Source organism: Microcoleus sp. T3_D1 (assembly GCF_036700405.1).
Lineage (GTDB): Bacteria > Cyanobacteriota > Cyanobacteriia > Cyanobacteriales > Microcoleaceae > Microcoleus.
In genome coordinates this window covers 34,937-48,201 of sequence record NZ_JAUBOV010000059.1, presented here as the reverse complement: position 1 = coordinate 48,201, position 13,265 = coordinate 34,937, and the positions used below count along the sequence as shown (strand labels likewise).

The 13,265-nt window shown below is 47.9% G+C and carries 8 protein-coding genes; 3 read left to right on the top strand and 5 right to left on the bottom strand.

Annotation, left to right across the window (positions count from 1 at the left end; genetic code table 11):
- Nucleotides 1-317 precede the first annotated feature (317 nt).
- Both mfd and QT992_RS23350 read left to right on the top strand, forming a co-directional pair.
- A complete protein-coding gene (gene mfd, locus QT992_RS23355) occupies nt 318-3,887 on the top strand; it encodes a transcription-repair coupling factor (protein WP_333342264.1) in 3,570 nt (1,189 codons plus the stop codon).
- A 132-nt stretch (nt 3,888-4,019) separates the two neighbouring features.
- A complete protein-coding gene (locus QT992_RS23350; protein WP_333317123.1) occupies nt 4,020-4,673 on the top strand; it encodes an S-layer homology domain-containing protein in 654 nt (217 codons plus the stop codon).
- A 261-nt stretch (nt 4,674-4,934) separates the two neighbouring features.
- Here the strand turns inward: QT992_RS23350 and QT992_RS23345 are convergent, their stop codons facing one another.
- The 3 genes from QT992_RS23345 to QT992_RS23335 form a co-directional block, all read right to left on the bottom strand.
- Nucleotides 4,935-5,651 (bottom strand): heme oxygenase (biliverdin-producing), encoded by a 717-nt coding sequence (locus QT992_RS23345; RefSeq protein WP_333108776.1) that lies wholly within the window; start codon nt 5,649-5,651, stop codon nt 4,935-4,937.
- Nucleotides 5,652-5,886: 235 nt separating this feature from the next.
- The gene (gene gyrB / locus QT992_RS23340; RefSeq protein ID WP_333342262.1) at nt 5,887-9,132 is read right to left on the bottom strand and encodes a DNA topoisomerase (ATP-hydrolyzing) subunit B; all 3,246 of its coding nucleotides are present in this window, start codon (nt 9,130-9,132) and stop codon (nt 5,887-5,889) included.
- A 184-nt stretch (nt 9,133-9,316) separates the two neighbouring features.
- Complete coding sequence (locus QT992_RS23335) at nt 9,317-10,609, bottom strand: ATP-binding protein (protein ID WP_333317127.1); 1,293 nt, start codon at nt 10,607-10,609, stop codon at nt 9,317-9,319.
- A 206-nt stretch (nt 10,610-10,815) separates the two neighbouring features.
- Here QT992_RS23335 and miaA point away from each other — a divergent pair, with 206 nt between their 5' ends.
- Nucleotides 10,816-11,709, top strand: a complete 894-nt coding sequence (gene miaA / locus QT992_RS23330) for a tRNA (adenosine(37)-N6)-dimethylallyltransferase MiaA (RefSeq protein WP_333317129.1) — start codon at nt 10,816-10,818, stop codon at nt 11,707-11,709.
- 68 nt (nt 11,710-11,777) lie between these two features.
- On the opposite strand, the gene QT992_RS23325 is transcribed toward miaA, so the two are convergent.
- Both QT992_RS23325 and msrP read right to left on the bottom strand, forming a co-directional pair.
- Nucleotides 11,778-11,915: a hypothetical protein gene (locus QT992_RS23325; protein ID WP_333053602.1), complete on the bottom strand. Its 138-nt coding sequence runs from the start codon at nt 11,913-11,915 to the stop codon at nt 11,778-11,780.
- Nucleotides 11,916-12,053: 138 nt separating this feature from the next.
- Nucleotides 12,054-13,037, bottom strand: coding sequence for a protein-methionine-sulfoxide reductase catalytic subunit MsrP (gene msrP / locus QT992_RS23320; RefSeq protein WP_333317131.1), 984 nt, complete (start codon nt 13,035-13,037; stop codon nt 12,054-12,056).
- Nucleotides 13,038-13,265 lie beyond the last annotated feature (228 nt).

Here is a 13,265-nt window from a genome sequence, read left to right as displayed (position 1 = left end):
AAGCTTAGTCTGGTCAGAATGGCCTGTTAGATTTCTCTTTCAAGCCTCACGCCTTTAGGCTGAGGTTTCTGACAGGAGAGGTCTGGAAGCTGCGAATCTCGATCGCAAAATCGAAATTTTTTCTAAACCTGTCACTAGATTAACGTCCAGGGCTCGATCGCGATCGCAGGATCGACATATTAAAGCAGAAATCTATCTCCAGTTAAGCTCCAAGACCTCAACAGCCGATCGGCACGATCGTGGATGTTTGTCGTACAATCTCCTTAACAGGCAAAGGGAAAGAGCCTTCGCCGATCGGGGATTAAAATTAAAAGCGCATGACTTTCTCTTCAATAATTCGTACCCTGGGGCGATCGCCCCTAGCAACAGAACTCCTCAACAAGCTCAAGCGCCATCGCTGCTTGCAACTCAACGGCATCGCCCGGTTGCCCAAAGGTTTAGTAGCTTCCGCCCTCGCACAGCAAGAAGGGCGGAGTTTACTGGTAGTGACAGCAACTCTAGAAGAAGCCGGCCGTTGGGTGGCAGGGCTGGAGGCTATGGGCTGGCAGAGTGTGCATTTTTACCCAACTTCCGAGGCTTCGCCCTACGAGCTATCTTACTCCGACGAGAACGAAATGACTTGGGGACAAATGCAGGTGCTGGCGGATTTGGTCGAGAAACGAGAAACAAACGCTAATTCTAAGCCGATCGCGATTGTAGCTACCGAAAGAGCTCTCCAGTCTCACTTGCCGCCGCCTGCTGCTTTTGAACCCTACTGTCTGACGCTGAAGCGAGGTGCGGTTCAAGACTCGAAGATACTTGACCGCCAACTCGTGTCGATGGGGTACGATCGAGTGACTCTGGTGGAAATGGAGGGCCAGTGGAGTCGCCGGGGCGATATTGTCGATGTATTTCCGGTAGCGGCGGAGTTGCCAGTGCGGCTGGAATGGTTCGGAGATGATTTGGAGCAAATTCGGGAGTTTGACCCGTCTTCGCAGCGATCGCTCGATAAGGTCGATCGGTTGGTGTTAACTCCTACTAATTTTAACACAATTATTAAAGCAGTTTTATCTGAAAAAAAGGTTGACGAAATCAACCACCTAGGCTCTGTTGACACAGAAAATGAACCCGAAAATGAAGCGGAAAAATTTGTCCGCAGGTTGTTGGGTTTAGCTTTCGAGCAACCCGCATCTTTGTTGGATTATTTGCCAGAAAATACTTTAGTTGTTGTTGACGAACCGCAAGGCTGCGAAGGTCACAGCGACCGCTGGTTTGAGAATGCAGAGCAACAGTGGAAAAATTGCGATCGGGAATCTGTTGTTGCGGATGCGGGAACAGAAAAGTTGCCAATTTCTCATTTGAAAGTTCCGAAAATTCACCGCACTTTTGCTGAATCTATGGCAGATGTCGCAGCTTTCGAGAGGCTAGAACTTTCTGAATTAGCCGAAGATTCTACGGCTAAAAAATTTCAAAGCTCTGGGGAGAGTGACCAGCTACCGTCTGCGATTAATTTGGCTTCTCGGCCTGTGCCGGTGATGCCTCACCAATTTGCGAAGCTGTCTCAAATGCTCAGGGAAGAGCGCGATCGGGGTTTTACCATTTTTCTAGTTTCGGCTCAACCGAGTCGATCGGTTTCTCTGCTGTCGGAACACGACTGTCCGGCTCAGTTTGTGGTGAATCCGCGCGATTTTTTGGCGATCGACAAGTTGCAATTGCAGCACGTTCCGGTTGCTTTGAAGTACAGCGGGCTGGCAGAATTGGAAGGTTTTATTCTGCCGACTTTTCGGATTGTTTTAATTACCGATCGGGAATTTTACGGTCAGCATTCTCTCGCTACTTTTAGCTACGTCCGCAAGCGCCGCCGCGCTGCTTCTAAGCAAGTAGACCCGAATAAATTAAGCCCAGGTGATTATGTGGTTCACCGCCAGCACGGAGTGGGCAAGTTTATCAAGTTGGAACGTTTGACGCTCGATCGGGAAACTCGCGAATATTTGCTGATACAATACGCTGACGGTACTCTGAGGGTGGCGGCAGATCAATTGGGCGCTTTGTCGAGGTTTCGGACTGTAGGCGATAAAGTACCGGATCTAAACAAGCTGACAGGTCAAACTTGGGAAAAAACTAAGACAAAGGTTCGCAAAGCTGTTAAGAAATTGGCAGTGGATTTGCTCAATCTTTATGCTAAAAGAGCTAAACAAACAGGTTACGCTTTTCCTCCTGATATGCCTTGGCAACAAGAATTAGAGGATTCTTTTCCTTACCAGCCAACCCCGGATCAGTTGAAGGCAACTCAGGATGTGAAACGCGACATGGAGGGCGATCGACCGATGGATCGCTTGGTCTGTGGCGATGTCGGTTTTGGTAAGACAGAAGTGGCTCTGAGAGCGATTTTTAAGGCGGTTACGGCGGGCAAGCAGGTGGCTTTGCTCGCTCCGACGACGATTTTGACCCAACAGCACTATCACACGCTCTCGGAGCGTTTTTCCCCTTATCCGATCGAAGTTGGTTTGCTCAATCGCTTTCGCACTGAAACCGAGCGCCGGGAGATTCACAAGCGTTTGGCGACTGGGGAATTAGATGTGATTGTCGGTACTCAAGCTGTTTTGAGCAAGGCGATTAAATTTCGGGATTTGGGCTTGTTGGTGGTGGATGAAGAACAGCGGTTTGGGGTTAAGCAAAAGGAAGCGATTAAAGCTCTCAAAACAGAGGTAGATGTTCTGACTCTGACAGCAACGCCGATTCCCCGGACTTTGTATATGTCGCTGTCGGGGATTCGCGAGATGAGTTTGATTTCGACTCCGCCTCCTTCCAGGCGCCCGATTCAGACGCATTTGGCTCCCTATAACCCGGAAGTGGTGCGATCGGCAATTCGTCAAGAATTGGACAGGGGCGGTCAGGTTTTTTACGTGGTGCCGCGGATTGAGGGGATTGATGAGTTGGCCGTTCAGTTGCAGGAGATGGTTCCGTCTGCCAGAATTGCGATCGCCCACGGTCAAATGGAGGCGTCGGAACTAGAATCAATCATGCTGACTTTCAGTGCGGCAGATTTCGATATTTTGGTGTGTACGACGATTATTGAGTCGGGTTTGGATATTCCGCGAGTCAATACTATTTTAATTGAAGACGCGCAGAAGTTTGGTTTGGGTCAGCTTTACCAGTTGCGGGGACGGGTGGGACGCGCGGGGATTCAAGCTCATGCTTGGCTGTTTTATCCCAAGCAGAATAAGCTGTCTGATGCTGCAAGGCAGAGGCTGCGGGCAATTCAAGAGTTCGCGCAGTTGGGTTCGGGCTATCAGTTGGCTGTCCGAGATATGGAAATTCGCGGTTCGGGTGATGTTTTGGGTACTGAACAATCTGGTCAAATGGAGGCGATCGGTTTTGATTTGTATGCTGAAATGTTAGAGGAGGCTATTCGGGAAATTAAGGGTCAGGAAATTCCGAAAGTGGAGGACGCGCAAATTGACCTAACTTTGACGGCGTTTATTCCTGCCGATTACATCGCAGATTTGGATCAAAAGATGAGCGCTTACCGGTCTGTGGCTTCTGCTAATACGCCTGAAGAATTACAGCAGATTCAGGTTGATTGGTGCGATCGCTATGGGCCAATTCCTCTGCCAGCCCAGCAGCTTATCCGTGTGGTTGAACTCAAACAAATCGCTAAAAAAATCGGTTTTTCTCGGATTAAGCCGGAGAATAAGCAGAACATAGTTTTGGAAACTGCGATGGAAGAGCCTGCTTGGAATTTGCTCAAGGCTAATTTGCCGGAACATTTGCGCTCTCGTTTTGTCTACAGCAAGGGGAAGGTTACTATTCGGGGTATGGCGGTTTTGACGGCCCAAAAGCAATTGGATAATTTGATTGATTGGTTGGGTAAAATGCAGGGCGCTTTGCCGGAAGCAAATGTTTGATTTTAATATATAATCCCCAAATCTCGCGCACCGCCGAAACCACAGAATAATACTGATGGAACCAGAAAAAATATTACTGCTGTTTTCATGATGGTTTTAGCGACAGAAAGGATTAAAATCGTGAAAAAGTTAGTGAGTATTTTTTTGGCGATCGCGCTAATGCAAGGAGTCCCAATGGCGGTTCAATCTCAACAAATAATTGACCCGATCGATCGGGTTGTGAGTGCCGGATTGATGAATAAAGATGCTAGTGGTAATTTTAATGCTGATGGCCTTGTCAGTCGCGCCGATTTGGCGGTGATTTTAGTGAAAACTTTTGGTTTGGAACGCCGGAAAACCGCTCAGAAACCGGATAGGGAATTGCCGGACGTACCGAAGAGTTACTGGGCTTACAGTGCGATTCAAACTGCTTTGAAAACGGGAACGATGAGTGGATATCGCGACGGAATGTTTTTCCCAAATCAAAGGGTGACTCGCGCTGAAGCTTTGGCGATTTTTGCTCAGGCTTACGGGGTTTTTCAGTTTCCCGAACCCAGCATTTCCGAAATTTTAGCTAAGTATCCAGATGCAGGCGAAATTCCTAATTGGGCTAGAAAGTCTATAGCTACTGCACTTTATGAAGGGTTTGTTAATATTGATATCGCAACTAATAAGATTAATCCTTTGAAGCCGATGACTCGTGGGGATATCGCTTACGCTTTGAGCAAGTATTTAGAGCGGCAAGTAAGGCCCAGTTCTTTGCCTGTCCCGGACGAGGAGCCTCCCGATCGCGGCGTGGGAAGGTGATAGTGTTGAGTTGTGATATCAAATCCGGTAGCATCGGAATTATTCCTCTCTGTATTCTCTCCCTCTGCGTTCTCTGCGCCCTCTGCGGTTAAATCATTCCGATACAACCGGAAACGATATGAGTTAAAAAGTCGATCGCCCGCAATTCAAACACCATGCAAAATCCCGGAGATTTGGTGACTGTAAAAGCAGCCATCAAACCCCCAGGATTTAAGTTTTTCCTCTTAAACGAGGCTCAAATTATCTGCACTGAGCTTTAACTCAATCAGCAGTAGCCAATTCGGTACTAGCACCACCGCGCTTCCGTGTCAGGGTATTGAAAAGCATCTGACCGACAGCTTTAATCAAATTGCCTTCTAACTCCATAAACATCTTCATGTTCATGCCAAAAGCTGCATTAGCTTCGTCAACAATTCGCTCTGCTGTTGCTTCGTCAATCGGCAGTTCATTCATTGCCTGACGGTAGTTACCCTTGAATTCTTTTTCATCAGGAATATCCTGGAATTCATAGAAAGCAGTGCCTTCTCCGTCGGAAAGATTCATCCCGCGCTGGGCAATTCCCTTCAGGATTTGTCCGCCGGATAAATCGCCAAGGTAGCGAGTGTAAGAGTGAGCTACTAACAGTTCCGGTGCGGTCGCCGAAATCTCGCGAATTCGCTCCACATAAGCTTTAGCTGCGGCTGAGGGGGCTACTTGTTCGCGCCAATTCGCACCGTAGTAGTAAAATAAATCTTGCTCTAAGCTGTGTTTGCGATTCAACTCAGAAAAGTAAATTTTTGAAACAACCGGATGCTGCTTTTGGCGTTCCATTTCCTCTTCCATTGCCGAGTAGACAAAGTAGAGGTTTCCTACTAACTTCCGGTAAGAAGTTTTTTCTACAACGCCTTTTAAAAAACACTTGACAAAACCGACGTTTTCTGCCATTGTGTGGGACTTTTTGGTTCCCTCACGCAATTTGGTCGCTAAATTGATGCTCATGCTATATGTGTCCAACCTTCTATTTTTGTGGTAGCTGATGGATGCGCCAAAAATCTAAAATTTACCTAAGTGTTTACCTTAGATCGATTTGATGAGAGATTGTATTAATTTTTATAACAAAATCTACCGACCTCAAACGGCAGAAACCCTTGTGCCTTCCGAGGCACAAGGGTTCAAACTGCTGAAAAAGTTTAGTCGTTAGTGGTTCCTCATCGACTGTTAGCTACTGACTAACTTAGATGTCCAAGTCGAGGAGGTTGAGTTTGGGGCCGTAGGTTTCGATGAATTCGCGGCGGGGGGCGACACGATCGCCCATTAAGATCGTAAAGATGCGATCGGCCTCAGCAGCGTCTTCAATTTCCACCCGTTTCAGCGTCCGAGTTTCTGGGTTCATCGTTGTATCCCACAACTGTGTCGGCATCATTTCCCCCAAACCTTTGAACCGCTGAATGGTGTAATTAGCATTCGCCGGAAATTCATTGCGGATGAGATTGTTCATTTCGCGATCGCTGTAACAGTAGTAATGATTGCGTCCCCGTTCCACTTTATAGAGAGGAGGACAAGCAATATAGATGTAACCTTGTTCTACAAGTGCCCGCTGATAGCGGTAGAAGAAAGTCAGCAACAGCGTGCGGATGTGGGCACCATCCACGTCAGCGTCAGTCATAATTACGATGTGGTGGTACCGCAATTGACCCGGATCGAATTCTTCGCCTTTGATGCCCAAACCCAGGGCTGTAATTAACGATTGAATTTCGTTATTTTTGTAGATTTTGGCGTCGTCGGTTTTCTCAATGTTGAGAATTTTACCGCGCAAAGGCAGGATTGCTTGGAATTGGCGATCGCGCCCTTGTTTGGCACTGTTGTGCACGAAAATTCCCGCCCCTAATGCAAAGTTGTGACTGTTGGGCACTTCGATGTCGTAGACATCGTACCGCTCCTCCAAATGTTCGATCGACACAACGCGGTGGTTGTAATTCCGAACCGCTTGGCGAGCATATACTTCATCACCATTAAAGTAGCGATCGCAAAACGTCTCAAACTTCAACAAAGTCTTATCACCCTTCATGCGGCGATAAAGATTGTAAGCATCTACATTCATCCAACCTTCTTTCAGGTGGACTGTCTTCAAAGCTTCCAGCGTCTGGCGGTAATAAGTTTCCTTCAAAGCTTCTTTACGTTTCTGGCGAAACTCCGGCGTCCACTGTTCCTTAGTTTTTTCGCGCCGCCACTCCAACAAATTCTCATCTTGCCACTGTTCTTTAGCAAGTTGAGAATGAGTCTCCCGTGCTTCAGGATTGTTAGCAAAATGATTACTCACCCGTTCCGACTGAGCCAAACGGTTTTCTTCACTACTCCAATACTCTTGCTGCGCTTGGTTGAGCATTTCATTATTTTGCTGGCGATAAGTTTCATCACTATCGTAAAACTCCCGCCACTTGCTCATCATGTAAGCTTTATACTCTTCATCTTCCCACTGAGCTTTCGCCTGTTCCGAAAGAATTTGTCGCGTTTCGGGCTGCCGCATCCGCTCTTTCATCATCGCCCGAAATTCATCGGTCATGTGAGCTTGACGGCTCTTTTCAATGACATCGGGCCTGTGCAAGGTTTTCTCAAGGTTCGCGCGGTGAAGAGCCAAGTGATCCTCAGCAGGCAATCGCTGAATATTTGTCGGATTGTTGTTGAGTTTGTTAAAGTCAACGTGATGGCGGTGATTGCCGTCAGATGCGAGATAAACGCCGTGTTTCAGGTTGTAGAAATCCGCTAAAAGATGGGTGTAAATCCACTTATCACTGTTGGGATTCCAAACCATTTCGTAACCGTTAAGTCCCTGACCCTGTTTGGTTTTTTCCGACAACTTGCAGTGGAACGGCATTAATGAATCTTCCGGTGTCAGCATGGCCGCTGCTTTGTAAGTGCCATCCCGCAACATGAATGGATGGTCGGGAGTGCAAGTTATTGTCTCCCCATTGTCTAATGTCAATTTGACAACTTCAGCATTTGCTTTAGTCATCCGAGCATTAGTTATTCGCTCAAACCCGATGTTTCCACTCTCGCGAATGGTGTAGCAAAAGTGTTCTTTACCTTCTGCTTGTTCGTCAACTATCTGTTTGATAGTTTTTGTCGTACCGTCAGCTAATTTTATTTCCTGAAATGAAAAAAAACAGCCCCCCGCGGAATCCCCCTCGACGAGGTATATCTCAGACAGGGCGGGGTCTCTGGAGCTACAGTCCGCTAATTTTCCAGGCAAAGGAGACGATTCTAAGACTGATTTGCGGCGGACTAAATCGCGGGCACGACGGGCTGCTTCAGCAGCCTTAAATGCCTGAATTGCTTTTTCCAAAATAGCGTCGGCTACTTGGGGGCGAAACTCTAAATATTCTGTCAATACTTCGCCTACCAAGGAATCGACAATTCCCCGAACTTCTGTATTTCCTAGCTTAGTTTTAGTTTGGCCTTCAAATTCCGGGTCTGGGACTTTGACAGAAATCACTGCTGTCAAACCTTCGCGAACGTTTTCGCCGGCGAGGTTGGGCTCGTTTTCTTTGATTTTGTTGCGCTTGCGGGCGATCGAATTCATCGTCCGCGTCAAAACAGCCTTCAAACCTTCTAAGTGCGTGCCACCGTCGATCGTCCGAATGTTGTTAGCAAAACCGAGAACATTGTCGCTAAAAGCATCAACGCACCACTGCAAAGCCACTTCTATCTGCACGTTATTGCGTTCGCCTTGCACGTAAATCACTTCTTCGTGCAGAGGCTGCTTTTCGCGGTTCATGTAGGCGATATATTCCTTGATTCCGCCCTCATAACAGTAAGTTTCGACACGCGGTTCGCTACTTTTGAGCAGTTCCAAACGGTGGTCGCTAAACGTAATTCTCACGCCCGCATTCAAGTAACCCAATTCTCGCAAGCGCCCCGCGAGTGTAGTGTAATCAAATTCAATGCCAGTGCTAAATATTTGAGTATCTGGCAAGAAAGAAACTGAAGTGCCGGTGCGAGTGCCTTTGTTGGGCTTGGCAGTAAGTTCCGTAACTGGATTGCCTCTTTCGTAGCGCTGTAAATGTTCTTTTTGGTCGCGCCAAACTGTCACTTCTACCCACTCGGACAGCGCGTTAACAACAGAAATACCTACACCGTGCAATCCTCCAGAAACCTTGTAGCCACCACCGCCAAATTTACCGCCGGCGTGAAGTACAGTCATTACTGTTTCTATTCCCGATTTGCCAGTCTTGGCAACGATGCCGGTGGGAATACCTCGGCCGTCGTCTGTCACGGTAACGGAACCGTCGGCGTTGATGTCAATCTCGATGTGAGTGCAGTGGCCAGCCAGCGCCTCATCTATGGAATTGTCCACAACCTCGTAAACTAGATGGTGGAGTCCTCGCGGGCCGGTGGTACCGATGTACATCCCCGGTCGTTTACGGACTGCTTCGAGACCTTCGAGAACTTGAATCTGGTCGGCGCTGTAGCTGCTGGTCATACAAAAATAGCTCCAATAATGAGGCCTAAAGCCCCAAAAGCTTCTAAAATGGGAAAACTCCTAAAATTATAGCACAAAACCGTTAAAGGCGATGCTAGGGCTTTCTGAAGGGAAATTTATCGGGGGGACGTACCCGGCATAGTAGTTTTACTTGGGGAGCTATTGACATTTGGTGGCGGGGCTGTTAGCCGGAAGGTTGAGAAGTGCGATCGCCCGGTTGTCGGCGCTTGCCAATAATTGTTTTGTACCTCTTCTGGTGTCTCCGAACTGCTAGCGCTTGGCGTGCGGCCGCCACTGCGTCGCGGGCCTCGATCGCCCGTTGGACGATCGCCCCTGCGACTTCGGGACGGGCTGCCAGATACTCCATCAATCCATTTTCCACCAAAGATTTAACGATTTCTTGTACTTCGGGGTTGGCTAGCCGATTTTTCGTCGGGCCTTCAAATTCGGGATTCGGTACTTTCAGGGCAATAATACCGGTGAAGCCTGCCTCTAAAACCCCAGACCAATCCAAAATTTTATCTGTATCTTTAAGCTTGCCCAGATTGCGGGCGATCGCGCTTACCGTGCGCCGAGTCGTCAATTGGAAGGTGTTAAAGTATGTGCCGCGGTCAATGTTCTCGACGCAGTTGGCAAAACCTAACAGTCGGCCCCAGGACTTATTTTGCCTCGGAACGTGCCACTGAAAGGCTATTTCTACTTGTATGCCGTCGCGATCGCCCTGAATGTAAATAATATCTTTGTGCAGCGTTTCCACATCAGAGTTTAGGTAGGCGACATATTCCCGGATGCCACCAGGGAAGCAGTAGGTTTCGATGCAGGGATTACTGCTGCCTAGCAGTTGCAAGCGGTTGTCAGTCAAAAGAATTGTCAAACCGGGATTGAGATAAGCAAGCGGCCGCAGATGAAGGGCAAGAGTGGTGCGATCGAACTCAATGCCATTCTTAAAAATCTCCACATCTGGTTTGAAACAAATCGACGTACCCATGCGGTTTTCGGGACTCAGTTTAGCTGTCAGCGGCGTAACAGCGACGCCTTTGTCAAAACGCTGGCTGTAAATTTGCCCCTCGCGCCAAACAGTTACCTGCAACCATTGAGACAAAGCATTGACAATTGCTACCCCAACTCCGTGGAGACCTCCTGAAACCTTGTAGCCGTCGTGGCTGTCGCGCCGGCCGGCAAAGTGGATAACTGTGAAAACTGTTTCCAAGAATGATTTGCCAGTTTTGGAATGAATCTCAGTGGGAATTCCCCGGCCGTTATCTGTCACGGTAACAGAACCGTCAGCGTTGAGGTCAACTTCGATGCGAGTGCAGTAACCGGCCAGCGCTTCGTCGATCGAATTGTCCGCAACCTCGTAAACTAGATGGTGCAGTCCTCGCGGGCCGATCGAACCGATGTACATTCCCGGTCGTTTCCGAACTGCTTCGTGGTCTTCGAGAACTTGAATTTGGTCGGCGCTGTAGCTGCCAGTCATACAACAATACCTCCAATAATGAGGTCTAAAGCCCCAAAAGCTTTTAAAATGATAAAACTTCTAAAGTTATAACACAAAACGGTTAATGGCGATGCTAGGGCCTTCTGAAGGGAAATTTATTGAGGGGATGGATGGCTTGGATCGGGGAGGAGTGTTTGTTGTCAGCTAGAGGAGTTTGGGTGCGATCGCCCGCAAGGAAGTAAGCTATGCCTAGATTAATTACGATTTGTGGGGCGACGGCGACGGGGAAGTCGGGAGTGGCATTGGCTTTGGCGGGGCGACTACAATCCTCGATCCTCAGTGCGGACTCCCGTCAAGTGTACCGCGAATTTGACATCGGAACGGCAAAACCGACGGCGGTCGATCGCACTTGTGTACCCCATCACTTAATTGACATCTGCGATCCGACAGAAACTCTAACACTCGCAGACTACCAGCAACAAGCTCAAAATTTAATTGCTGCTGTTGATTCTCCTCTGTTGTTGGTGGGAGGGACGGGCTTATATATTAAGTCTGTAGTCAAAGGTTTGAAAATTCCGAGGGTAGCACCGATGCCCGAATTGCGATCGCAACTAGCAGAACTCGGACAATCTCAATGTTACGCGATGTTGCAGCAAGTCGATCGCTCTGCCGCTGAGAAAATTCACCTCAATGACCCAGTAAGAACTTTAAGAGCACTGGAAGTATTTTATGCGACCGGTCGCCCTATCTCCGAACAGCAGGGCGAAAATCCTCCCAATTATCCTATTTTACAAATTGGGTTGGATTGCGCGATCGATGTTTTGGTCGATCGGATCAAACAGCGCACCGAACAAATGCTAGAACGCGGTTGGATAGCTGAAGTAGAATATTTGTGTAAAAAATACGGCTGCGATTTGCCACTTTTGAACACGCTGGGCTATCAGGAAATGAAACAATATTTGGCTGGCGACATTAAGCTGGAAGAAGCTAAAGAATTAACAATTTTGCACACGCGGCAATTTGCGAAGCGTCAGCGGACATGGTTTCGAGCCTATCCTGAAATTGAATGGTTCGATGTTAGCATACCCGATTTGTGCGATCGAGTTTGGCGGAGGGTTGCAGAGTTTTGCGAACAATAAAGAGTTTTTTTACCGCAGAGGGCGCAGAGGGCACAGAGAAAGAGTAAGGAGAGATGTAAGTGTTATTTTTAATTTGGCAAAATTTCTCTAATTCTTTGCCGAAACAAACGCACAGCAGCACGCTGTCCGACTGTTCTGCTTTGTTCGATGAAACCGGGAATTTCAGCAACTGGTAAAAAGGGAAATGCTAAACTGCGATCGCACATTTCATATTTCCCTTTTCTCGTTCCCAGGATCTGCCTGGGAATGCCTGAATCCGAGGCTCTGCCTCGCACAAATAGGGAGGCAGAGCCTCCGGATCTGCGTTCCTAGGCTGAGCCTAGAAACGAGGGGAAATCCGTCAATTAACTGTACAAACTCGCCACATATTCGCCGTAACCGTTGTAGGGCAAAGTTGGGCGAGTTTCCCACGACCAACTGTTACCGGGGCCGACTATGCGTTCGCTGGCCTGCGACCATCTGGGGTGCGGCTTGTCGGGTTCCACATTTGCTTCAAAAGCGTATTCGTTGGGGCCGATTGTATTCCAAAAAGTGGCGGGCTGCTGTTCGACAAATTCAATTTTGACGATCGACTTTGCGCCCTTAAAACCGTATTTCCAAGGAATCACTTGCCGCAGCGGCGCACCATTTTGTTTTGGTAGCCTTCGGCCATACAAGCCTGTGGCGAAAAATGCTAAATCGTTCGCCATTTCTTCAATTCGCAGGCCTTCGGTATAAGGCCAAGGATAAAATTGCGACATCAAACCGGGGCCGGGAGTAATTTTGGGGTCGTAAAATGAGGTGAAGCGAACGAATTTAGCTTTCGATTGCGGTTCGACATCAGCCATCAGTAATTTCATGGGAAATCCGACCCACGGAACTACCATCGCCCAGGCTTCTACACAGCGAAATCGATAAACTCGTTCTTCGATAGGAAATTTTTTGTTGAGGTCGTCAATATCATAAGTGCGGGGATTTTTTACTAAACCGCCTACTTCTACTTTCCAGTTTTCTGTTGGCAAAGCTTGAGCGGCTTGCCAAATAGATTTTGTGCCGCCGTATTCGTAAAAATTGTTGTATTTTGTAGCTAAGGCTTGGTCGGTAATCGCTCGATCGACTTTCGCAAAGTCGGGATTCCGGCTCAATTCCGAATATGCTTGGGTTGAGCTTTGATCCAGAGCAGTTTTTGAGCTAGCATTGCTTTGGCAGCCAGTCAGCGGCAGCAGGGAAGCAGTCACGCCGGCGCCAATTAAATTTGTCATGAACCGGCGGCGGTTGAGAAAGGCTGTTTCTGGGGTAATTTGGGGTTCGAGAATTTCCCAAGGTTTGGGTACGCGAATTAACGGCATAAGTAATAGTTAAAAGTTAGTAGTTACTTGGGAAAAAATTGCCTAAGTTTTAATCGGTTAGTCGATTCTACATGGGAAATTTGAACTTTTAGATTCACTCCATAGAACAAAGAATCTCGGATATTTGGCAAGCTCTCCCGATTGATTTGGTGCGATCGCACGGCAAGTATTCGCAATGACAGTATAGCTTAATTCGGTAACAACTGAGATATTGCACCATCCTAAAGA